Annotated in this window: 28 protein-coding genes and 2 tRNA genes; 26 read left to right on the forward strand and 4 right to left on the reverse strand. The window is 38.6% G+C overall.

Going from position 1 to position 23016, the window contains the following annotated elements; translation table 11 throughout:
* The 4 genes from ACHJH3_RS03475 to ACHJH3_RS03490 all read right to left on the reverse strand — a co-directional run bounded on the left by ACHJH3_RS03475 (position 1) and on the right by ACHJH3_RS03490 (position 2810).
* Positions 1-73, reverse strand: a tRNA-Val gene (locus ACHJH3_RS03475).
* Positions 74-78: 5 nt separating this feature from the next.
* Positions 79-154 (reverse strand) — tRNA-Lys (locus tag ACHJH3_RS03480).
* 357 nt (positions 155-511) lie between these two features.
* A complete protein-coding gene (gene glnA / locus ACHJH3_RS03485) occupies positions 512-1942 on the reverse strand; it encodes a type I glutamate--ammonia ligase (protein ID WP_407063599.1) in 1431 nt (476 codons plus the stop codon).
* A gap of 88 nt (positions 1943-2030) precedes the next feature.
* On the reverse strand, positions 2031-2810 hold the full coding sequence (locus ACHJH3_RS03490; protein WP_407063600.1) for a histidinol-phosphatase: 780 nt from the start codon (positions 2808-2810) through the stop codon (positions 2031-2033).
* A 136-nt stretch (positions 2811-2946) separates the two neighbouring features.
* Between ACHJH3_RS03490 and ACHJH3_RS03495 the strand changes: the two genes are divergently transcribed.
* The 26 genes from ACHJH3_RS03495 (at position 2947) to ACHJH3_RS03620 (ending at position 23016) form a co-directional block, all read left to right on the forward strand.
* Complete coding sequence (locus ACHJH3_RS03495; RefSeq protein ID WP_407063601.1) at positions 2947-3669, forward strand: chemotaxis protein; 723 nt, start codon at positions 2947-2949, stop codon at positions 3667-3669.
* Positions 3666-4925: a peptidase U32 family protein gene (locus ACHJH3_RS03500; RefSeq protein ID WP_407063602.1), complete on the forward strand. Its 1260-nt coding sequence runs from the start codon at positions 3666-3668 to the stop codon at positions 4923-4925. The genes ACHJH3_RS03495 and ACHJH3_RS03500 overlap by 4 nt, the downstream gene beginning before the upstream one ends.
* On the forward strand, positions 4922-5419 hold the full coding sequence (gene purE / locus ACHJH3_RS03505; protein ID WP_170019159.1) for a 5-(carboxyamino)imidazole ribonucleotide mutase: 498 nt from the start codon (positions 4922-4924) through the stop codon (positions 5417-5419). The genes ACHJH3_RS03500 and purE overlap by 4 nt, the downstream gene beginning before the upstream one ends.
* Before the next feature lie 11 nt (positions 5420-5430).
* Positions 5431-5901 (forward strand): DUF3972 domain-containing protein, encoded by a 471-nt coding sequence (locus ACHJH3_RS03510; RefSeq protein WP_173030792.1) that lies wholly within the window; start codon positions 5431-5433, stop codon positions 5899-5901.
* Positions 5901-6323, forward strand: coding sequence for a GyrI-like domain-containing protein (locus ACHJH3_RS03515; protein WP_407063603.1), 423 nt, complete (start codon positions 5901-5903; stop codon positions 6321-6323). Before ACHJH3_RS03510 ends, ACHJH3_RS03515 begins: the two co-directional genes overlap by 1 nt.
* 8 nt (positions 6324-6331) lie before the next feature.
* A complete protein-coding gene (gene glyQ / locus ACHJH3_RS03520) occupies positions 6332-7204 on the forward strand; it encodes a glycine--tRNA ligase subunit alpha (protein ID WP_170019156.1) in 873 nt (290 codons plus the stop codon).
* The gene (locus tag ACHJH3_RS03525; RefSeq protein WP_407063604.1) at positions 7205-7933 is read left to right on the forward strand and encodes a Nif3-like dinuclear metal center hexameric protein; all 729 of its coding nucleotides are present in this window, start codon (positions 7205-7207) and stop codon (positions 7931-7933) included. It abuts the gene before it with no gap.
* A gap of 15 nt (positions 7934-7948) precedes the next feature.
* Complete coding sequence (locus ACHJH3_RS03530; RefSeq protein ID WP_407063605.1) at positions 7949-8659, forward strand: zinc ribbon domain-containing protein; 711 nt, start codon at positions 7949-7951, stop codon at positions 8657-8659.
* Positions 8660-8668: 9 nt separating this feature from the next.
* Entirely contained in the window at positions 8669-9823 is a 1155-nt protein-coding gene (waaA, locus tag ACHJH3_RS03535) for a lipid IV(A) 3-deoxy-D-manno-octulosonic acid transferase (protein WP_407063606.1), read from the forward strand.
* The gene (locus ACHJH3_RS03540; RefSeq protein ID WP_407063607.1) at positions 9801-10559 is read left to right on the forward strand and encodes an RluA family pseudouridine synthase; all 759 of its coding nucleotides are present in this window, start codon (positions 9801-9803) and stop codon (positions 10557-10559) included. The genes waaA and ACHJH3_RS03540 overlap by 23 nt, the downstream gene beginning before the upstream one ends.
* A gap of 146 nt (positions 10560-10705) precedes the next feature.
* Positions 10706-12046 carry a signal recognition particle protein gene (gene ffh / locus ACHJH3_RS03545; protein WP_172127848.1) on the forward strand — a complete coding sequence of 447 codons (1341 nt, stop codon included), beginning with the start codon at positions 10706-10708 and terminating at the stop codon, positions 12044-12046.
* Positions 12047-12119: 73 nt separating this feature from the next.
* A complete protein-coding gene (rpsP, locus tag ACHJH3_RS03550) occupies positions 12120-12350 on the forward strand; it encodes a 30S ribosomal protein S16 (RefSeq protein WP_169941939.1) in 231 nt (76 codons plus the stop codon).
* A gap of 5 nt (positions 12351-12355) precedes the next feature.
* The gene (locus tag ACHJH3_RS03555) at positions 12356-12601 is read left to right on the forward strand and encodes a KH domain-containing protein (protein ID WP_169973604.1); all 246 of its coding nucleotides are present in this window, start codon (positions 12356-12358) and stop codon (positions 12599-12601) included.
* Positions 12591-13121: a ribosome maturation factor RimM gene (gene rimM, locus ACHJH3_RS03560; RefSeq protein WP_407063608.1), complete on the forward strand. Its 531-nt coding sequence runs from the start codon at positions 12591-12593 to the stop codon at positions 13119-13121. The genes ACHJH3_RS03555 and rimM overlap by 11 nt, the downstream gene beginning before the upstream one ends.
* Positions 13121-13825, forward strand: coding sequence for a tRNA (guanosine(37)-N1)-methyltransferase TrmD (trmD, locus tag ACHJH3_RS03565; RefSeq protein WP_407063806.1), 705 nt, complete (start codon positions 13121-13123; stop codon positions 13823-13825). Before rimM ends, trmD begins: the two co-directional genes overlap by 1 nt.
* On the forward strand, positions 13822-14178 hold the full coding sequence (gene rplS / locus ACHJH3_RS03570; RefSeq protein ID WP_169941944.1) for a 50S ribosomal protein L19: 357 nt from the start codon (positions 13822-13824) through the stop codon (positions 14176-14178). The genes trmD and rplS overlap by 4 nt, the downstream gene beginning before the upstream one ends.
* Before the next feature lie 515 nt (positions 14179-14693).
* Positions 14694-15026: a cupin domain-containing protein gene (locus ACHJH3_RS03575; protein WP_172200662.1), complete on the forward strand. Its 333-nt coding sequence runs from the start codon at positions 14694-14696 to the stop codon at positions 15024-15026.
* A 417-nt stretch (positions 15027-15443) separates the two neighbouring features.
* Positions 15444-16844 (forward strand): aspartate ammonia-lyase, encoded by a 1401-nt coding sequence (locus ACHJH3_RS03580; protein WP_407063609.1) that lies wholly within the window; start codon positions 15444-15446, stop codon positions 16842-16844.
* Between the two features lie 93 nt (positions 16845-16937).
* Positions 16938-18281, forward strand: coding sequence for an anaerobic C4-dicarboxylate transporter (locus tag ACHJH3_RS03585; protein WP_407063610.1), 1344 nt, complete (start codon positions 16938-16940; stop codon positions 18279-18281).
* A gap of 63 nt (positions 18282-18344) precedes the next feature.
* On the forward strand, positions 18345-19028 hold the full coding sequence (cuyB, locus tag ACHJH3_RS03590) for a cysteate racemase (RefSeq protein WP_407063611.1): 684 nt from the start codon (positions 18345-18347) through the stop codon (positions 19026-19028).
* 120 nt (positions 19029-19148) lie between these two features.
* Positions 19149-19538, forward strand: a complete 390-nt coding sequence (locus tag ACHJH3_RS03595) for an NAD(P)H-quinone oxidoreductase subunit 3 (RefSeq protein ID WP_407063612.1) — start codon at positions 19149-19151, stop codon at positions 19536-19538.
* Positions 19535-20029 (forward strand): NuoB/complex I 20 kDa subunit family protein, encoded by a 495-nt coding sequence (locus ACHJH3_RS03600; RefSeq protein WP_211436690.1) that lies wholly within the window; start codon positions 19535-19537, stop codon positions 20027-20029. The genes ACHJH3_RS03595 and ACHJH3_RS03600 overlap by 4 nt, the downstream gene beginning before the upstream one ends.
* On the forward strand, positions 20029-20823 hold the full coding sequence (locus ACHJH3_RS03605) for an NADH-quinone oxidoreductase subunit C (RefSeq protein WP_407063613.1): 795 nt from the start codon (positions 20029-20031) through the stop codon (positions 20821-20823). The genes ACHJH3_RS03600 and ACHJH3_RS03605 overlap by 1 nt, the downstream gene beginning before the upstream one ends.
* Complete coding sequence (gene nuoD / locus ACHJH3_RS03610; protein ID WP_407063614.1) at positions 20824-22050, forward strand: NADH dehydrogenase (quinone) subunit D; 1227 nt, start codon at positions 20824-20826, stop codon at positions 22048-22050. It abuts the gene before it with no gap.
* Positions 22047-22271 (forward strand): NADH-ubiquinone oxidoreductase subunit E family protein, encoded by a 225-nt coding sequence (locus ACHJH3_RS03615; RefSeq protein WP_169941964.1) that lies wholly within the window; start codon positions 22047-22049, stop codon positions 22269-22271. Before nuoD ends, ACHJH3_RS03615 begins: the two co-directional genes overlap by 4 nt.
* 10 nt (positions 22272-22281) lie before the next feature.
* A complete protein-coding gene (locus ACHJH3_RS03620) occupies positions 22282-23016 on the forward strand; it encodes a hypothetical protein (RefSeq protein WP_407063615.1) in 735 nt (244 codons plus the stop codon).

Genomic DNA, 23016 nt, shown 5'->3' on the forward strand with positions numbered 1-23016 from the left:
TGGTCGCTATAAGACTCGAACTTATGACATCCACCTTGTAAGGGTGGCGCTCTACCAACTGAGCTAAGCGACCGAAAATGGTGTCCTGTGCTGGACTCGAACCAGCGACCCCTTCATTAAAAGTGAAATGCTCTACCGACTGAGCTAACAAGACACGATTTCAAAAATTGAAGTTGTGATTATACGCAAAAAGAACTTATTTGTCAAGCTTTTAAGCGGTCTTTGGCTAGATAAATTTAGCTAAACACGTCTGTTTTGTAAGCACCAGCTTAAATTTTAAGCCATTGCGTGCTTGAGATTTTCTATGAAATTAAAATTTTTAGATACATTAATAAAACTTGCTGTATGAAAATTTAGTTAGTTTTTTAAGCTTAAGTAGAAAGATTTTTGATAGAAAAAAAGAGGAGGGTAAAATCTTGAAATTTTTATTGATTTTACCCTTGTGTCGCTTTTAAAATTTAAGCCAATCAAATTAAGGCTGGCGACCTGTTATGAAAGCGAGCCTAATCAACTAGCACGAGTAGCAGGTTTTAAACTCATAAGCCGTAGGACGAGCCTCGTAAGGCCAAACTTGAGTTTCAAATTTATAGTGCTGAAATGCGTCTATAAAGAGCTCACTCATTATCGGGCTTAGGTATTCGTTGTCACGAATAAGCGCTTCAAGGCTTCCGCGCAAGGTGTGTGGTAGCTGCTCTATCCCTCTTTCGCGAATTTCATCAAGGTGCAGTTTGAATAAATTCTCATCCATCGGACCGACCGGTTCGATTTGCTTTTTAACTCCGTCAAGTCCCGCCATAAGCATCGCAGAAAACGCCAAATACGGACAAGCTGTGCTATCAGGGAAGCGAATTTCCGCTCTTACTGATTTTTCGCCTGAGCCGTAAGGAATTCTGATTGAAGCCGAGCGGTTTTGGCTTGAGTAGGTTAATATAGAAGGCGCTTCAAATCCGGGAATTAAGCGCTTATAGCTATTTGTGCTCGGGTTTGTAAATGCCGCCACGCTTCTAGCGTGATGCAAAATTCCCCCGATATACCAGCGTGCAAAATCGCTTAAATTTGCGTAGTTTCCTTTGCCGTAGAATAAGTTTTTGCCATCCTTCCAGACTGATTGGTGCACGTGCATGCCGCTTCCGTTGTCTCCGTAAAGCGGTTTTGGCATAAACGTAGCCGTCTTTCCGTTTAGGTGAGCGACCATTTTAACCACGTATTTGTAAATTTGCACGTTATCAGCAGCCTCAACCAAAGTGCCAAATTTGACGCCTATCTCGCCTTGTCCTTGAGCTACTTCGTGATGCACGACAAAGGTTTCAAGACCAACTTGCTCAAGCACCTGAACCATCTCCGCGCGCAGATCGACCATGCTATCTGTCGGCTGAGTGGCTAGATATCCGCCCTTTGTGCGCGGTCTATGACCCGTATTGTAGCTATCTGCAAAGTCTCTTGCGTCGTTCCATTCGCCCTCTTCGGTATCAACCTCATACATCGCGCAGTTTGCCCTGTCGATGATTTTGACGTTATCAAATACGAAAAATTCGTTCTCCGGACCAAAATACGCGACGTCTCCCATGCCGCTTTCTTTTACGTAAGCCATGGCTTTTTTGGCTATTGAGCGCGGGCATTTCTCATACATTTGATTTTTATATATATCAAATACATCGCAAAACACAACCGCTGTCATATCGGCTGTAAACGGATCTAAAAACGCGCTTTGGGCTTCAGGCTTAAGTAACATATCAGACTTATCTATAGGCTGCCAACCTCCCGTAGAGCTTGCGTCAAAAGGTATCCCATACTCAAAAGCGTCTTTTTCTATAACTTTAGCGTTGTATGTAAGAGAGTGCCATCCGCCGTTCATATCGGTGTATCTAAAATCTATAAATTTAACCTCGTTTTCTTTGCAAAATTCAAAAAAGTGATCGACACTCCTCACAAATTTTCCCATTGTCTTATATCTCCTTGGATTTAAATCTCGTAATTTTACCACATTTTTTAATGTTTAAGTTTGTTTTTATATTTATATTTTACCCGTTTTAAAATTCAACCGTAAATTTATCTCGGTTTTTAAAGCAAGCACATTTGCTAAAGCCGAATCTTTTAGCTATATCTTCGCATTTTTGCCCGTTTAGTCCGACTTGATCTTTTGCGTGCGCATCAGAGCCAAAAGTTATGGCGATGTCTAAATTTACAAGCTCTTCAAGAAGCAGATTTGACGGATACTGTTCGGCTATCGGTTTTCTAAACCCTGCGGCATTAATTTCAACTACCAAATTCGCCTTTTTAATCGCGTTTAGAGCGTCTTTGGCTATCATTCTTACATCTTTTTTTGGCAAAAATTTAAACACTTTTATAAGATCAAGATGTCCTACGATGTCAAATTTACCGCTTCTTGCAAGCGCACTTATGCAGTAAAAATAATCCTCCCAAATTTTATTTATGTCTTTATTTTTGTATTCGCCTATGAATTCGGGATTGTCAAAGCCCCAGCCGTTTATAAAGTGCACCGAGCCGATTAGATAATCAACCTTTCTATTTAGCACTCGCTCGTCCATAAAGCCCTCTAAAAAATCAACCTCATATCCGAGCAAAATTTCGATTTTGTCTTTGAATTCATCTTGCAAATTAAGAATTTCTCTCTCGTAAATTTCCATCTCGTTAAAGCTCATTCTATAAGCTTCGTCAAAGTTCATCGGAGCGTGATCTGAAAATCCAAAATAAGAGCAATTCGATTTAATTGCCTCTAAAGCATACTCTCGCGGCTCATCTACTGCGTGTTTGCAAAGCGGAGTGTGGTTATGTAGATCAACCTTCATTAAATTTCCTTTTACTTTATAAATAGCAATCAAAATGCTATCAAAAGTTTATTAAATTTAAAGGCAATTTTTTTGTTTAAACTAATATTTCGTTAAATTTTAATATAATCTTGCGAAATTTGGATTAGGAGTTGTTATGACGCAAGAAGAGTTAGACGCCCTTATGGCAGGCGGACTTGACGGACTTGATGAAGAAGAGGCGGATAGCGAAAAAAATCCACCTCAAGAAGAGGATAAAAAGATTGAAAATATAAACGAAACAAGTGAGCTTAAAGACGCTGACATTTATGCCGACTACCGAGTATCGGCTAGCGTAGCTTGGCCTCCGCCTCCGCCGACTGACGATCACAAGATGGTTCATCAGCTTGACGATGTCACAAAAGATAGCGAAGAGAAAGCTACTCAGATGTTTGATAAGCTTGATGCGATCAATAACTTTTTTATGGATGCCGAAAGCGGTTGTAACGCTATCATCAAAGGGCTTGAAAGCAACATAGAAATTTTTACGAAGCTAAATGATAAATTCCCTAACGTAGCCGCATTTAAAGATGCTCTTGATAAAAACAACGAGCTTAAAAATAGCGCCGAGGACGTACTTGGAAATATCCAAATGGGTGAAGATGAAGTGATGATGACTATGGACATGATGCAGTATCAAGATATTCACCGCCAAAAGATAGAGCGCGTTATAAACGTTATGCGTGCACTTAGCAAGTATATGAGCAGCCTGTTTGAGGGCAAGATCGATGATGAAAAGCGCGTAGGATCTGCGGTACATATCGCGGGCGATACTACTACTGAAAATTTGGTAAGTAATGATGATATCGAAGCCTTGATCGAAAGTTTGGGTAAGAAGTGAAAAGACCCGAGTTATTAAGTCCTGCAGGAAATTTAACCAAACTAAAAATCGCGCTTGAATACGGAGCGGATGCCGTATATGCAAGTGTAGCTAGCTTTTCGCTTAGAACCCGCTCGGCTAGAGAATTTAACTTGCAAACCTTTGAAGAGGCGATAGACTACACCCACTCAAAGGGCAAGAAATTTTACGCTACGGTTAATGCCTTTCCTTTTAACTCGCAAATCGAGCCTTTAAAGCGCCATTTAAAGACGATTTCAGCGATGAAACCGGATGCTTTTATCATCGCAACCCCCGGCGTTATGAGCCTAGCTAAAGAGATAGCGCCTGACATAGAGGTTCATCTCTCTACGCAGGCAAACGTGCTAAATTTCTTGGACGCTAAAATTTATCATGACATGGGCGCAAAGCGTATAGTCGTGGCGCGCGAGATGAATTTAAAAGACGTGATCAAGATAAAAGAGGCGATCCCTACGCTTGATATCGAAATTTTCGTGCACGGCTCGATGTGCTTTGCGTATTCGGGGCGCTGTTTGGTAAGCTCCGTGCAAAGCGGTCGTATGGCAAATCGCGGAAGCTGCGCGAATGACTGTCGCTTTAAATACGAGCTTTACGCCAAAAACGATGAAAGAGGAGTGCTATTTCGCCTTGAAGAGGATGAAAACGGCACTCATATCATGAATTCAAAGGATTTAAAGCTCGCTGCTCACGTAGAAGATATCATAAAATCAGGCGTGGTTGATAGCTTTAAGATAGAAGGGCGCACCAAAAGCGAATACTACGCAGCTTGCACTGCAAGAGCTTATACAATGGCGATAGATGACGCTATGGCGGGTAAATTTGACGCGCAAATTTATGAGGCGGAGCTAAATACGCTTAAAAATCGCGGCTTTACCGACGGATATTTAGTGCATAGGCCCTTTGAAAGACCAAGTACACAAAATCACTTTAGTAGCCTAGAAGAGGGCACTCATCAAGTAAACGCCATAAGTGAGGATGGAGAGTTCTTTAAGTGCAAATTTAAGATAGTTTTAAACAGACCTTACGAGCTTGTAATGCCAATCGGCAAAGACGCAAGCGAAACTGAAAATGAAATTTGTAAAATTTATGCTAAAGATGGCAAGAAATTTATAGAGTTTAAGAAGCTCATCACGAAAAAAGGCAAAGAGATGAGCGAAATTCACAGCGGAAATGAAAATGAGGTTAATTTAGGCGTGAAGTTGCCTGAATTTAGCTTTTTAAGAGAGGAGATAAGATGAAATTTGTTTCGATCATAATGGGAAGCAAGAGCGATTACGAGATAGTAAATGAAGCGGCGAAAGTTTTAGAAAAATTTGAAGTAAGCTACGAGCTTATCATCTCTTCGGCGCATAGAAGCCCAAAAAGAACCAGTGAATATGTATCAAGTGCGGAAAGCAGGGGGGCTCAGGTATTTATCGCAGCGGCAGGTATGGCGGCTCACTTAGCAGGAGCGATCGCTGCAAATACAACTCGCCCTGTTATCGGCATACCGATGGGCGGAAGCTCATTAAGCGGCGTTGATGCGCTTTATTCTACGGTGCAAATGCCTGCAGGCATGCCGGTTGGAACAGTTGCCATCGGCAAGGCCGGAGCGGTGAATGCGGCCTATCTTGCGCTTCAAATTTTAGCGCTTAACGATAGCTCGCTTGATGAGAGATTAAGAGCCGATAGAGACGCTAAAGCAAAAGCGGTCGAGGAAGACTCGAAAAAAGTGGAGGTCTTACTCGCGTAAAAGGAGCAAAAATGCAGACTTATTTAAGCATCGATGAATTTTGCAAGCTTGTGCATTTGGATCATGAAGTGATAGAAGGCATGATAAAGCGTGGAGTGCTAAATACAAAAGAGCAAGACGGCAAAATTTACATAGAGGCAAACGAAGGCACGATGAGCGTAGTTCCAAGCGTAAGTGCGAATTTAAGCATAACAAGCAAGCCAAGTGAGGGATTTAGTTTTGTTGAAAAGACGATAGGAACTATCTTAAATTTGCACGAAAAGGTTCTTGACGCTAAAGACGAAACGCTTGAGGCCTTAAGAAATGAGAATAAATTTTTAAAAGAGGCGCTTTATTCGATGCAAGAGCTTTACGATGAGGATAGAAAGACGATAGATACGCTTAACGAGCAGCTTAAAAAGGCTAATGAAGAAATTGAGTTCTTAAAGCGTAAATATAAGCTCATGTGGAATAAGGCTGTAGAAAACTTCAAGGATAGTTAGTGCAAACATTAGAGTTAAAAGAAAGCTTTGAAATTTGCGGACTAAAAATTCGCACAGATAACGCTAGCGAGATGAACGGCGAGGGCAGAATAGCTGATCTATGGAGAGAGTTTTTAAACTCCAGCTATAACGGAACAGATGAAATTTGCGCTGTTTATCATGAGTATGAAAGCGATCTAAACGGCTCTTACTCTTTGCTTGTAGGCACTAAAGGCTCGCCGCGCGGAGTTTATGAAAAAGTGATTGCAAAAGCGGGCAAATATGCCGTATTTAGTAAAGATGGCGCTAGCGAGAAAGCCGTGATAGAGCTTTGGCGTGAAATTTGGGAGTTTTTTGAAAACTCAAATTTAAAAAGAGCTTATGTGACAGATTTTGAAAAGTATTTAAAAGACAAAATAGAAATTTATGTATCTATAAAGTAAGGATAAAAATGACATTTTCACAAATTATTTTAACACTGCAAAACTACTGGCAAGAGCTTGGCTGCGTGATACTTCAGCCATACGATATGCCCGCAGGTGCAGGAACATACCATCAAGCGACATTTTTAAGAAGTCTTGGCAAAAAGCCTTGGGCGACAGCTTATGTAGCTCCGTCTCGCCGTCCTACCGACGGTAGATACGGAGAGAATCCAAACCGCTTGGGAGCGTACTATCAATTTCAAGTCTTAATCAAGCCAAGTCCTGAAAACATCCAAGAGCTTTATCTAAAAAGCCTTGAAAAACTTGGTTTTGATCTTAAAAAGCATGATATCCGCTTTGTGGAGGATAACTGGGAGAGCCCGACGCTTGGCGCGTGGGGGCTTGGTTGGGAAGTTTGGCTTGACGGTATGGAGGTAACGCAATTTACGTATTTTCAGCAGGTAGGCGGCATCACATGCGATCTGGTAAGTGCCGAGATAACATACGGGCTTGAACGCCTTGCTATGTATCTGCAAGATGTTGATAGCGTATATGACATCGTTTGGGACGATAATGGCGGCAATGTCGTAACTTACGGCGATGTGCATAAGCAAGGCGAGTATGAGTGGAGTAAATATAACTTCGAAGTTGCCGATACGAAGATGCTTTTTAATCAGTTTGAAAATGCCTTTAACGAGTGCAAAAACTGCCTGGAGGCTAAAATTTCGCTTCCTGCGTATGATTATTGTATGCTTGCGGCACATACTTTTAATGTGCTTGACGCGCGTGGAGCGATTTCCGTAACTCAAAGACAAGATTATATCCTGAAAATTCGCGAGCTGGCTAAAGAGTGTGCTCTAACTTACAAGGCTAGCATAGATGAGCAAGAGGCGAATTCGTAAATGAAAATAGCTGAAATTTATAAATTTCTAAACGAACTAAGCCCGTTTGAAAACCAAGAGAGCTGGGATAATAGCGGACTTATAATCGGCTCGCCCCACGATGAAGTGAATCAAATTTATCTAAGCCTTGATATTGATTTTGAGCTTTTGAACGAAGTTAAGCCAAATTCGCTTATTATTACACATCATCCTCTGATATTTAAAGGACTAAAAAGCATAAATTCAAGCCTTTATCCAAGCTCACTCATAACGCAGATGATAAAACAAGAAATTTCATTAATAAGCCTTCATACGAATTACGATTTAAGCCATCTAAACGAATATGTAGCAAGCGAAATTTTGGGCTTTAAAGAGTATGAAAAAGATGAATTTTTGCTTTATATGGATGTGAATTTCAGCTTTGATGAGCTTTGTGATTTTATAAAGGATAAATTTAGCCTGCAAACTTTAAGAGTTGCAAAAACTACTAACGAAAATAGAATTCGCCGTCTTGCACTCTGCACTGGAAGCGGCGGAGATCTGATATCAAAAGTTAAAGCTGATGCATTTTTAAGCGGAGATTTTAAATATCATCAAGCGCTTGAAGCTAAGATGAACGGACTAAATTTGATAGACATAGGGCATTTTGAAACAGAGCGCTATTTTGGGGAATCCTTGGCAAAATATTTGCAAAATTTGGGAGTTTTCATTATAATAACTAACTCAAAAAACCCATTTGTATACCGCTAAACAAAAAGGAAAGTTATGAATAAATATTTAGAGCAGCTTGTCGATCTTGCCCAAATCGATAAAGAGATTGACGGATTTGGACCTAGACTAGAAAAAGTCGAGCGTGTTTTAAGAGCGACAAAAGATGAGCAAGCAGGCATTGCCGAGCAAATTTCAAATATTGATGAAGCCGTAGCCGAGTTAAAATCTCAAAAATCGCAAACCAACGCTCATATCGCTGAATTTTCTGCCAAGATCAAAGATGTCTCAAAGAAAAGCTCGGCAGCAAAGACAGAAAAAGAGATCAAGGCCCTTCAGCTTGAAGATGAGCTTGCCAGAGAGCAACTTGAGGCTGCAAATGAGGAGATTGAAAGGCTTGAAAAGATAATCGCAAATAAAAACGATCTAAAAACCGAGCTTGAAGCTAAAAGCGCCGAGCTTACAACAAGCCTGCAAAAAATTGAAGCCGACATCGCTCAAGAGGTAAGCGCGATAGAAAAAGAAAGAGCTGAAATTTATGCAAAAAAAGAGAAATTAATCGGCGATATGAATCAAAAAATTCTTACATTTTACGAGAAAATTCGTAAATGGGCTCACAACACCGCCGTAGTACCTGTAAAAAAACAAGCATGCTATGGCTGTTTCATGCAGATAAACGATAAAACTTATTCTGCTGTTATAAAGGGCGAAGATGTAGTTACTTGCCCTCACTGCGGAAGAATTTTATACAAAGAGACGGCTGAGTAGCCCTGAAATTTGATTTTAATTTATTATATTTTAGCCCTGATCGCCTTTTTGATCGGGGTTTTGCCACTTATTTTAGTCTCTTTTAAATCAAAATATCGCAAGTCGATTCCTGCTAGATTTTTTCTTTTTAACAATCCCAAATTTGATGAAGCGGACATTCATTTTCATGCTTGCTCGTTTGGTGAAATTCGTTCTATCGAGCCACTTTTAAAGAAATTTAAAAGCATTGCCGTAAGCGTGATAACAAAAACAGGATTTGATGAGGCCAAGAAGATAACGCCAAATACAAGGTTTTTGCCGTTTGAAATTTTTATCCCATTTTGGCTTAGAAGATCTAAAATGTTAGTTATCTTTGAAGCGGAGCTTTGGCTTATGCTTGTATTTTGGGCTAAATTTAAAAGCTCAAGAGTTATTTTGATAAATGCCAGAATTTCAGATAGAAGCTATAAAAGATACTTGAAATTTAAGTTTTTTTATAATGAAATTTTTCAATTTATAGATAAAATTTATGCGCAAAGCGAGCTTGATAAACAAAGACTAATCGGTCTTGGCGCAAAAAACGTAGTCGTAAGCGGAAATATCAAATCGGCTTTTTTGCCTAGTATTAGTAAAGCTTATACCAAGCCAAAAGAGCGCGTTATCGTGCTTGCAAGCACACACAAAGGCGAAGAAGAGCTACTGCTAAATCGTATAAATTTAAGAGATAACGATAAGCTTATTTTGGTTCCGCGCCACCCTGAGAGATTTGATGAAGCGGGTGAAATTTTGGCTAAATTTGCCCGCAATCATGGCTTTAGTTTTGAGAGATTTTCAAAATCTCAAAATTTTAGCGCCAAATGCGTTCTTGTTGATACTATGGGTGAGCTTGTAAATATCTATGCGATATCGGATATCGTGATTTTGGGCGGCAGCTTTGTGCCAAATGTCGGCGGACACAATCCGATTGAGGCGGCTCAGTTTGAAAATAGTATAATTACGGGAGAGTTTATATTTAACCAAAAGGCTCTTTTTGAACAGGTTGATGACGTGGTATTTACTAAAGCCGAGTATATCGGCGATTTACTTAAAAAAGAGTTAAAAAAGAGTAAAATCCGTTCGCTTGGAAGTGCGGATGAGATCATAAAAGACATTAAGGATAGTTGTGAAAGAAGAAAAAGCTTATAAACTCCTTGCTTTGCAAGAGGGAATTTCAAACAACGAAGCAAAGGAGCTCATAGATAGCGGATTAGTAAGCGCAAAGGGACAAAAAATCGTAGTTGCAAGAGCTATGATGAGTGTTGCTACTAAATTTAGCGTGCAGAAGATGCCAAAACCTAGCGTGATATTTGAAGATGAAAATTTAATCGCTATCAATAAGCCTGCGTTTTTGACATCCGAAAAAGTAAGTCAAATTTACAAATTTCCGCTTTTACACCGTCTTGATAAAGAGACTAGCGGAGTGCTTTTGCTCGTTAAAAATGAGGAATTTCAAAAAAAAGCCATTGAGGAATTTAAACATCATCGAGTGAAAAAAGAGTATATAGCGATGGTTAAAGGAATTTTAAGCGAAGATGTAAGAGTTGATGAACCTATAATCACTCTTAAAAATAAAGGCGGAGCGTATTCGAAAATTTCAAAAGACGGAAAAGAGGCTGTTTCTATAATCTCACCTATCATGGTGGCAGGCAAAAAAAGCTTGGTGAGAGTTGAAATCCCAACAGGCAGAACGCATCAGATAAGAGTGCACCTAAATCATATCGGCTTTGGTATAGTCGGCGATGAAAAATACGCTAAAAATAGATCAAAGCGAATGTATTTGCATGCGCATAAGATAGAAATTTTAGGATATAAATTTAGGGCGAATTTGGGAAGTGATTTTAATGATTTTGGCTTTGAGATAGGCAAGAATTTTGAAGTTTAAAGAGTGATAAAGCTAAAATTTAGTAAAATGCGTCCCTTATGTATTTAAATTAATTATAAATAGGCAAAATTTTAGGTATTTTAAAGTGCTTAGGATAAGCCAAAAGCCATATTTGGCTAGCAAATAAAATTAAAAAAGGTAAAGTTGTGTTTGAACAAATCAGTGAATCTTTTCGTTTGGCTGTTAGTAAAATTAGATTTGTTGATGATGAAAAAGCGTTAAAAAACGCTCTTGATGTGCTTAAAAAGGCTCTTTTAAAAGCTGACGTTCATCACAAAGTTACTAAAGATTTGCTGGCGCTGATTGAGGCTGATTTGAAACAAAGCAGTATAGGGCAAAAGCAGTTTTTGGACTCTATAAAATCAAATTTGACTAAAATTTTAACGGCTCCCGGAAATCAAGGCTTTGTCTATGCGCCTGTAGCTCCAACTGTGGTTTTGATGGCGGGACTTCAAGGTAGCGGCAAGACAACCACGACCGTAAAGCTTGCAAGCTATCTAAAGCTTAGAAAAAAGAAAGTTTTAGTGGCGGCCTGCGACCTTCAAAGGCTTGCAGCCGTTGAGCAGCTTCGCCAACTTTGCGAGGCTAATGAGATAGAGCTTTTTAGTATAGAAAACGAAACAAACCCTATAAAAGTAGCTAAAGCGGCACTTGAAAAGGCAAAAAGCGGACTTTATGACGTGCTTTTAGTTGATACCGCGGGACGTCTTGCGATAGATGAAGCTTTGATGAGCGAGATAAAAAGCATAAAAGCAGAGCTTAATCCGCATGAAATTTTCTATGTTGCTGATGCGATGAGCGGGCAGGACGGTATAAAATCAGCAGCGGGTTTTAATGATGCTTTGTCGATAACAGGCGTTGTGCTATCTAAATTTGACTCAGACAGCAAAGGTGGTGTCGCTATAGGAATAGCAAAGCAGCTAAATATACCGCTTAGATTCGTTGGAATCGGCGAAAAAACCGCTGATTTGGAGAGCTTTATACCTGATCGCATAGTAAGCAGGATTATGGGTGAGGGCGACTTGGCCACTTTGGCTGAAAAAACAAGCGCTATTATCGATGAAAAAGAGGCAAAAAGACTTAATAAAAAGATAAAAAAAGGACAGTTTAACTTTAACGACTTTTTGGAACAGATGGAAAGTGTTAAAAAGCTTGGAAATATGAAATCGCTCATAGGCATGATCCCTGGCCTTTCAGGCGTGGCAAATCAGATAAAAGATATAGATTTGGATAACTCAAAAGAGATAATTCATATAAGAGCCATGATAAATTCTATGACTTTAAAAGAGCGTGAAAATCCCGATCTTTTAAACAATAGCAGAAAAAGACGTTTGGCACAAGGCGCGGGTCTTAGTCAGGTAGAAGTTAATAGATTTCTTAAGCAATTTACAAACGCTTCAAAAATCGCTAAGAAATTTTCAGGAAAAGACGGCATGAGAGGACTTGGAAATTTACTCTCTCAAGCCAAGATAAATCGCCCTAGTTAAAAATGGGCTTAAATTTAGGTATAATTGTGCCTAAATTTAAGCCTTATTTAAAATTTAGAAGGAGAAACAAGATATGGCAACAGTAGTAAGACTAACAAGAATGGGACGTAAGAAAAGACCATTTTATCGTATAGTTGTAACAGACAGCAGAAAAAGAAGAGATGGCGGCTGGATAGAGTCTATAGGATACTATAATCCAATGGTTGAGCCTGAAGTAGTTAAATTTGATGCTGAGCGCCTTGCTTATTGGAAGGGTGTCGGTGCACAACTTAGCGATAGAGTTGCAAAAATAACTAGCAAATAATAACAATGGTTGAAGATTTTTTACGCGAATACGCAAAACTTATAGCAGATTTTCCCGACAAAGTAAAAGTCGAAAGAGTAGAGTTGGGAGAGAATTTCGCCGAAGTGATAGTCTATGCCGATAAGGTAGATACCGGCAAGCTTATAGGAAAAGACGGCAGAATGATAAATGCTATAAAAACTGTAATAATAGGTTGCAAGGCAAAAGATGCGACTTCATATAGGGTTACGGTAAAGCCTCTTGAAGAGTGATCTGGTAGAAGTCGGCATACTCGGTAAAAGCGTCGGCTTAAAGGGCTTTGTTAGGCTTCATGACAAAAGTGACTTTCCTAAACAATTTAAAAAAGACGCAAAATTTATAGATAAAGACGGTAATGAGCTAGTTGTAAAAAGCTTTAATAATGCAAATAGCTCTATCCTTTTTTATGATTTTGAAGATGTCGATTTAGCTAAAACTCTTACAAATCGCACTATATATACCACTAAAGAACTTACTCGTCAAACTTGCAAGCTAAAAAAAGATGAGTTTTTTTATTTTGACATTTTGGGATGTAAAATTTATGAAAATGATCAAAATTTAGGAGTAGTTGAGGATATAGAAGATGGCAGTGCAAATCATCTTTTTTATGTAAAAACAGGCGAAGAGCTTGTGCAAAAAGGACTTGCTAAGAATTTTTACATACCCTATATAAATGCCTATATAGAAAAAATAGATATACAACACAAGATAATTTATACCAAAAACGCTTTTTTGATCTTAGAAAATTCATGATTAAATTCACATTTATCACGCTTTTTGAAAATTTAATCAAGCCTTATTTTGCGGACTCTATCTTAGGTCGCGCAACTAACGAAGGACTAATAAAGCTTGAGTTTGTAAATCCAAGAAATTTTAGTAAAGATAAACATAAAAAAGTTGATGATTATATGATAGGAGGCGGAGCGGGACTTCTTATGAGCGTTCAACCTCTTGAAGATGCGATAAAATATGTAAAAGCAAAAAACTCAAACACTCATTTTGTTTTTTTAACTCCTGCTGCAAAAAAATTTGAACAAGAAGATGCAAAAAGGTTGTCCAAAAAAGAGCATATTTGCTTTATTTGCGGAAGATACGAAGGGGTTGATGAGAGAATTGTCGAAAGATACGTTGATGAAGTTTTTTGCATAGGTGATTTTGTGCTTACCGGCGGAGAGTTGCCAGCTCTTTGTATGAGTGATGCGATATCTAGGAATATAAGCGGAGTTTTGGGCAATGATGAGAGTTTAAGCGAAGAGAGTTTTGAGCAAGGAATTTTAGAATCTCCGGCTTTTACCAAGCCAAATATATATGAAAATTTAAATGTTGTTTCAGACTTTTTAAAGGGAAATCATGCTAAAATCAGGGCTTTAAAAAATGATATGGCGTGCTTCAAAACTAGGTTTTTCCGTCCTGATTTATACCGAAAATACAAGCCGCTGATGAAGGATAAAAGATGAGAAATAAGTATATTGAAGCATTTGAAAATGCTCAAATCGCAAGTAAGTCTGTGCCTGAATTTCGTGCCGGCGACACACTTCGTGTAGCTATTCGCATTAAAGAGGGCGATAAAACTAGAGTCCAAAACTTTGAAGGTATTTGTATAGCTAGACGCGGAAGCGGAACAGGTGAAACGTTTATGATTAGAAAAATAGGTGCAAACAGTGTTGGCGTTGAGAGAATTTTCCCTATTTATAGCGATAGCCTTGAGAGTATAACTGTATTAAGACGCGGTCGTGTAAGACGTGCGAAACTATTTTATCTACGCGATAGACGTGGTAAATCTGCACGTATTAGAGAGCTTAAAAAATAATTTTATACTTGCCAAAAGAGATTTTTCTTTTGGCTTTTAACCATTTCTAATAACTTTGAAGCTTAATTTTTATATTAAATAATTTTTAATTTGATATCTGCAAGAGGCTATATGTCTAACCATTTTTATACTTTTTAAGAATCGCATTAGTTTGAATTAAACTTTTTTGTTTTTTAGTTTAAAATGAGCAGTAAAAAATGAAAGAGCTTTTGTTGCTTGTTTGAGGATATTTGTCTAAAATTTTTATTACAATTAAGTTTTTGTTTTCTAGTTCAATAACATGAAAGTAAAAAGATATAAATTTGAATTTGATTTCGGGCTTGTAGTATATTCAATACTGTTGTTTATCGTGGAATTTTAATTAGGCTAATAGAATATAAATTTAATCGGCTTTTATGCCTAAAAATGATTTCCATCTAAAGTCTTTTATAAAATACAAAAATACTCTTAATTTAAATCAATAAAAAATTAATATCTAAAAGTTAAAATTATCGCATATTTTTAAAAGGATACAGATGCAAAAGATTGTTTGGAAAGACGAGAATTTTAACGGTATAAAGGTAGTAAAACTATTTGAAGGCTCAGGCAGTAAAGAGATACGCATAAATTTGCAAAAAGGGCATGAAATGAAAGAGCATCAAGCGCCTGGAGCTATAATGGTTCAAGTGCTTAGTGGAAAAATCGAATTTAGCGTAGGAAGCGATGTGCAAATTTTAAATTCTCTTGATATGATCGCACTTGATGCCAATATCCCGCATGCATTAAATGCACTTGAAGATAGTATCGTTAGATTAAGCTTAAGTAAAAATGATGACGTAAGTCGAGTTTTTAAAGTTTTAAACGGTTAAAAACTTAATTTAAAAAATTAAAATTTATATTTTATAAAATATCTAATTATTGTGCATAGTTGATAGAATATATTAACTACGCATTTACATTTTCTTTATTTAAAACCACATGTTTTAATCTAAATTTTATTTTACACTGAAGATAGTATGATCTGCATATTATTTTTTGATAAATATTTCATCTTGATCTTGAAATTTCGCTTATTACAAACATTGAAATTTTTTGAATAATATTTTTTACATATAAAAATCAAAACAATCCTTAATCTAAATATAATTTAAGCGAAGTCTAAAATTATAAATAAAAAATAAATTTAAATATGCAAAAAACCGCTTAAAAATTAATTTTTTAATTTAAAAATTATAAAAGTTGTAGTATAGTTTCAATAATTAAATTTTTTCAAAGGAGAATCCATTATGGGAACTAGAAAAGAACACGATTTTATAGGTGAGCTTGAAATTTCTGATGACGTTTATTATGGCGTTCAGACTTTTAGAGCCCTTGAGAATTTCCACATGACAGGAAGAAAGCTAAGCGAGTATCCTTATTTTATAAAAGCATTTGCTCAAATCAAAAAAGCGGCAGCTTTAGCAAATAAACAAGTGGGAGTACTTGATGCTGCAAAAGCCGATGCTATCGCTAAAGCTTGCGATAGATTAATTGCGGGAGAATTCCAAGATCAATTTGTAGTTGATATGATCCAAGGCGGTGCAGGAACTTCTACAAATATGAATTCAAATGAGGTTATCACAAACGTTGCGCTTGAGAGCATGGGGCACAAAAAAGGCGAATATCAATACCTTCATCCAAACGATCATACAAATTTAGGTCAAAGCACCAACGACACGTATCCAAGCTCTATTAAAGTGGCAGCTTACGCGAAGCTAACAGACCTGCTAAAAGCTATGGAAAATTTGAAAAACGAACTTGAAATTAAAGCAAAAGAGTTTAAAGATATAATAAAAATGGGTAGAACAGAGCTTGAAGATGCTGTTCCTACAACACTTGGAAATACTTTTAACGCATTTGCAAGCTATATAAAAAGCGATATAGAAAAGATTAAAGCGGCTAGAGAGAGCATGACATATCTAAATATGGGCGCTACTGCGATAGGTACAGGTATAAATTGCCATCCTGACTATAAAGCGGCTGTTCATAAAATTTTAAGCGAAATTACGGGTGTTGATTTTAAACCTGCCGAGGATTTTATTGCGGCTACTCAAGATACCGGTGATTTTGTTCATGTAAGCGGCGCTTTAAAAACAGCCGCGGTTCGCCTAAGTAAAATCGCAAACGATCTTCGTCTTATGAACTCAGGTCCAAGATGCGGTCTTGGTGAGATAAATTTACCTCAAATGCAACCAGGTAGCTCAATCATGCCCGGTAAAGTAAATCCTGTTATCGCCGAAGTTGTAGGCGAGGCTTGCTATGAAGTTATCGGCAACGACGTAACTATAATGCTTTGCTCTGAAAGAGGCGAATTTGAACTAAACGCATTTGAACCGGGAATTGCTTATGGGCTATTTAACTCTTTAGTAATTCTTGAAAATGCTATGAATACGCTAGCTGAAAAAGCTATCAAAAAACTAACTGCAAATCCTGAAGCTTGCTTAAAATCAGTTCTGGGATCAGTCGGTATAGTTACGGCATTTAACCCTTATATAGGTTATGAAAAATCAGCAAGTATCGCTAAAGAAGCTCTTTCTACAGGTAAAGCGGTCGGAGACATCTGCCTAGAAAGAGGTTATTTAACCAAAGAAGAGATAGACAAAATTTTAGAGCCTAAAAATATGCTAAACCCACACATGGGCGAGTAAAATTAGGCTTATTTGATAATTGGCGTGTCAAATTTGGTCGGCGCGCCAAAATTTGATTAAAAGTGAAAAATAAATTTCATAAAGGAGATTCTTATGGATATAATGCTGATTTTACAGATTATAGTCCTATTTGGGGGTATCTACCTAGGTGTTAAACTAGGAGGTATGGGAGTTGGTTACGCAGGCGGTCTTGGCGTTGTCGTTTTAGCAATGCTTGGTATGAAAGTCGAGATGAAGGGTATTCCTATGGACGTTATCCTTATCATCGCGTCTGTTATCTCTGCAATTACTGCTATGCAGGTTGCCGGAGGACTTGATTATCTTGTTCAGGTTGCGTCTAAAATTTTACGCAAAAATCCAAAACAAATTAACTTTTTAGCTCCTGTCGTTACTTATCTTTTAACGATATTTGCGGGCACCGGACATACGGCTTTTTCAATGCTTCCTGTTATTACCGAAGTTGCTAAAGGACAAAATATCAAGCCTAGTGCGCCTCTTGCGCTTGCCGTTGTATCATCTCAGGTTGCAATTACAGCAAGCCCGATTTCAGCGGCTTTTGTTGCGATGACAGGCGTTGTAGAGCCTCTTGGCGTTAGCTATCCGATGCTTTTATTTATCTGCATCTCTACGACATTTGTCGCTATGATTGCAACATCGTTTTTCGTAAATAAATTTTACGATCTTGACCTTTCAAAAGATCCTATATATCAAGAAAGACTAGCAAAAGGTCTTGTGGAAGAGGTTAAAGATGCAGAGTATAAAGAGCTTAAACCTTATGCAAAAAGATCGGTTGCGATATTTGGTATAGGCGTTTTGATTATCGTAGCTTATGCGCTTATGATTTCAAAGAGCGTAGGACTTATCGAAAATCCTATCCTAACAAGAGATAACGCTATTATCAGTTTCATGCTAACTATCGGCTTTGTTATCGTAGTGCTTTGCAAGGTTGATACAGGCAAATTGCTTTCAACCAGCACTTTCCAAAGCGGTATGAATGCGTGCATCTGCGTTATCGGTATTGCATGGCTTGGAACCACATTTGTAAACGGACATATTGAGAGTATCAAAGATATAGCTCAAGCAGTTGTTACTAAGTATCCGTTTATATTGGCCGTAGCGCTTTACTTCTTAAGTTGCTTGCTCTATTCACAAGCTGCAACAACTCGCGTTATGATGCCTGCGGTTGCGGTTGCTCTTGGTATGACAAGTCCTGAAAATGCACAGCACGTTTGGATTTTGGTTGCATCATTTGCAGCTGTTTCAGGACTATTTGTTCTTCCTACATATCCTACAACGCTTGGCGCTATCGCAATGGACGATACCGGAACTACGAAAGTGGGCAAATTCGTATTTAACCACTCGTTCTTTATCCCTGGAACGATAATGGTTGCGATATCTGTTGCGCTTGGATTTTTAATAGCTCCTGTATTGATATAAGAGCTTTATAATAGACATTAAGCCAAGAGAAAATCTCTTGGCTTTTAAATTTAAGGAAATTAAATGAAACGAATCGGAATTATGGGCGGAATGGGACCTCTTGCGACTATTGATCTTTATGCAAAGATAGTTGAGCTAACGGACGCAAAAAAAGATCAAGACAACATACCTATCATCATAGATAACTACCCTCAAATTCCCGATAGAACGGCTTATATACTTCACGGTGGCGAAGATCCGTTTCCTTTTATGAAAGAAGCAGCACTTAGGCTTAAAAACGCAGGATGTGAGGCTGTTTGCATATCTTGTAATACCGCTCACTATTTTGCTCCTAGGCTTGAAGAGGAGTGCGGTATAAACATCCTTCATATAGCAAAAATAGCCACTAAGGCGATAAGCACAAATTTCCCAAATGCTAAAAAAATAGCCGTCATAGCGACTACCGGCACTACAAAGGCTAAAATTTATGAAGATGAGCTGGTTGCAAGCGGATTTGAGTGCGTCCAAATTCCTGAAAATTTGCTTTCAAATATCATGGACTGCATCTATAAAGGCGCTAAAGCAAACAACTTGGAAGCCTATGTCTCGCTTTTTAACGAAACAATAGAGCGTATAGAGGCTGATGCTTATATAGCGGCTTGCACTGAAATTCCGCTGTTTTTGCCTTATGCGGATAAAAAAGATAAATTTGTAGATGCGACTCTTGAGCTTGCAAAAGCGGCTGTGAAATTCGGACTTCAAAAGTAAAATTTAAGCGCAAATTTGAAGCCGATCAGTCAAATTTGCGCTTAAATTCTCAAATTTAACTCTCAATTAAAATAAATTTTTATAAAATCTTTGTTAATTATAAAATTTCAAAGGTTTTTCGTGTCACACTCCGAAACTAGCGGTTTATATTTCGGCGCTTTTGTCATACTTTTTTTAGCGACTTTCGTTTTTGGCTTGATTGTCTTTTTATCAAGCAAGATAGGCGCAAAATTAGCAAATAAAAACTCCGAGCGTCTAAAGCTTGCCATATACGAGTGCGGACCTGAAACGATAAAGCAGCCAAACCGCATAAATACTCACTATTTTACATACGCGATACTTTTTATCCTTTTTGACGTTGAGGTTATATTTATGTTTCCGTGGGCGGTTGATTTTAAAATTTTAGGAGTTTTCGGATTTGTTGAGATGCTGCTTTTTATCACGCTTTTATCGGTCGGATTCATCTATGCTTGGGGGAAAGGAGCGTTTGAGTGGCAGGGCGTGAAATGAATTATGCCGCAAACGGCGGTTTGCCGGTAGTTTTAACGACAGTCGATAAGCTTGTACAGTGGGGTCGTAGTAACTCGCTTTGGGCGCTTAGCTACGGGCTTGCGTGCTGCGCGATAGAGATGATGGCAAGCGGGGCTAGTAGGTATGATTTTGATAGGTTTGGAACTATTTTTAGAGCCTCGCCAAGACATTCGGAAGTGATGATAATCGCAGGCACCCTTACAAAAAAGCATGCCGAATTTACAAGAAGACTATATGATCAAATGGCTGAGCCAAAATGGGTCATATCCATGGGAAGTTGTGCAAACACGGGCGGTATGTTTAACACCTATTCAACGGTGCAGGGCGTGGATAGGATAATACCTGTTGATATCTACTTGCCGGGTTGTGCTCCGCGCCCGGAAACTCTTCAATACGCACTCATGATACTTCAAAAGAAAATTCGCAAGCAAAGTGCCTTTAGAGCTGCAAAACCAAAGAGGCTGATATAATGAGAGAGTATAAAGATAGAAATAACGCTCAGAAAAAGCACTACTATAAAGACAGCTTTTATGTGCCTGAAAAGACGCAGAAATTTGACGTTTGCGGGAGTAAATTTGAAGAAGACATAGAGGCTTTGGCTAGTGTGGGAATTCAAATTTTAGACTCATATATAGAGCTTGATCAGCTTGTGGTGTATGTAAATAGCGAAGAAAATTTAAAAGCGCTTGAAATTTTAAGAGAAGTTGGATATGAAATTTTATGTGAAATTTCAGCCGTTGATTTTATCGCCGGCAAAGGCGGTTTTGAAGTGTTTTATCAGCTTTTATCCGTATCAAAAATAAAGCGCGCAAGACTAAAGTGCTTCGTAAAAGAGCGCGAAATGCTTGCAAGCGTGACGCCACTGTATAAAAGCGCAAATTGGTCCGAGCGAGAGATGTATGATATGTTTGGAATTTTAATCAAAGATCATCCGAATTTAAAGCGTCTTATAATGCCTGATGATTGGCACTCGCACCCGCTTTTAAAGAGCTATCCGCTTTACGGTGACGAGCAGGCGCAGTGGTATGAAGTCGATAAAATTTTCGGACGCGAATATCGAGAGGTCATAGGTCCTGAAAATCGCGACAGCGCAAGGGTTGATAGCAAAGATACGTTTAATTTTTCAAGAATTTATCATGAGGTTGGCAAGGGCGAGCCTCCAAGAGATGACAGAGTACTACAAGAGTATCAAGAGGATGAGGGCGTGGCGTTTGTAAAAAAAGTAAAGCGCGACAAAGCTAAAATTTTAAAGAAAAGACCGTAAATGCAAAATCCAAGCAGACTTAAGCCGTTTTTTGAAAATATCGAATTTGAAGAAAATGACGGCAAGATGATACTAAATTTCGGTCCTCAGCACCCTTCGGCTCACGGGCAGCTTAAGCTCGTGCTTGAGCTTGACGGCGAAAAGGTCGTGCGCGCCATGCCTGAAATAGGCTTTATGCATAGAGGCGTTGAAAAGATGGCTGAAAACATGACCTTTCAGGAGTTTTTGCCAGTAACGGATAGAGTTGATTATATAGCCTCAAGCGCGAACAACTACGCACTTTGCGCGGCGGTTGAGAAGCTTTGTGATATAGAAGTGCCAAGAAGAGCACAGATAATTAGAACGATTATATTAGAGCTTAATCGCATAAGTTCGCACCTGCTTTTTTTGGCTACTCACGCACTTGATGTGGGCGCTATGAGCGTGTTTTTATATGCTTTTAGAGAGCGTGAATATGTGCTTGATCTGATGGAGGGGTATTGTGGTGCTAGGCTAACTCATTCAAGCGTTCGCATAGGCGGCATGCCGCTTGATCTGCCAAACGGTTGGCTTGCGCAGATGACTGAGTTTTGCGATAAATTTCCAAACGATATCAAAACTTACGAAACGCTTTTAAGTGATAATAGAATTTGGCGTATGAGGCTTGAAGGAGTTGGCGTCTTAAGCAAAGAAGACGCTCTTAGTATGGGTTGCTCGGGGGTTATGCTAAGAGCAAGCGGAGTGCCTTGGGATATCAGAAAGGCCGAGCCGTATCTTATCTATGACGAGCTTGAATTTGACGTTCCTTACGCTACTAGCGGAGACTCGTATGCAAGATACAAGCTTTATATGGAGGAGATGAGGCAAAGCATTAGGATTTTGCTTCAATGCGCAAAGCTTTATCATACTACTAGCCCTGAAATTTTAGCCAATTCGCCACAGTTCGTAAGCGCAAGCAAAGAGCAGATCATGACTCAAAACTACTCTTTGATGCAGCATTTCGTGCTTGTTACTCAAGGACTAAGAGCAAAGCAGGGAGAAGTTTATCATGCTACCGAGTCGCCAAAGGGCGAGCTTGGATTTTATATATATTCAACCGGCGAAGCAAGTCCTTATAGGCTTAAAATTCGCGCTCCTAGCTTCTTTCACTGCGCGCTTTACGAGCATCTTTTAGTGGGGCAATATATCGCCGATGTCGTTACCATAATCGGCAGTTCAAATATCATTTTAGGCGAGATAGACAGATGAAAAGAGTTGATTTGAGGCATTTAAAAGCCAAATTTGAACGCGAATTTGAACGATGTGTTTTGAAGCTAAGAAGCGGCGAGGTATGTATCTATCTTTTTGAGATCGGGGATTTTGAGTGTATAGAAAGGTGTGCGAATTTGGCTGTTAGAAACGGGTGTGAGATAATGAATTCGCTTAAATTTAACCAAGTTGATTGGATGATGGCGATAAAGAAGAATTAAAAGGCGGGATATGAAATTTAGTGAATTTAACGGCGGCAAGACTTTAAGTATGGCAAGTTTGCTTAGCGTGCAAAATCCAAATTTGGCTGAGAGGTTAAAACAAAACGAGTTTTTGTATATCTCATGCTTTGAGGATCAAAATTTAGGCAACGAAAATCTAATAAGATGCGAGATAGGAGCTGTTAGCTATGTGCTTGCTCTTATTTGTAAATACTGCGCGGAGGGATTAAATTTAACTCCTAAGGCGCGCGAATATCTAAGCGAGCTTGATGAGGGATTTTTAAGTGGCGAGAGTAGCGTAGGAGAAGAGGAATTTGAAGCTATTGCCCAGTTTTTAGGTAATGCCAAAAACATCATCATCGACAGCACGTTTTTTACTCATCCTGATTCAAAGCTTATCTTTGAGTTTTTAAATTTGCTTAATTTAAACGTCATATTAGCGGACGGCGAAGCTAAAGAGGTTGAGACCGGCGGAAATTTAACCGAACTAAAAGAGCTTGAAAGCTTTGACGGAAGCGTTGTTTTTGGGCTTGTCGGAGAGAGTAGTGAGCTTGTAGGATCTGCTTCGTTTGCGGCGGCTGCTAAGATAAAAGACGGCGATGAGGTGAGTATAAAAGCGCGCGATCTTGACATAACGCGTAAATTTAGGCTTGATAGCTTGATGAAAGGAACGGTTGGAATTTTTAACGACGCAAAGGTTGACGGCTATAACTTTAAGGTTGCAAAAATTTCAAAAATAGGCTAA

Source organism: Campylobacter canis (assembly GCF_045504005.1).
Classification (GTDB): domain Bacteria; phylum Campylobacterota; class Campylobacteria; order Campylobacterales; family Campylobacteraceae; genus Campylobacter_A; species Campylobacter_A canis.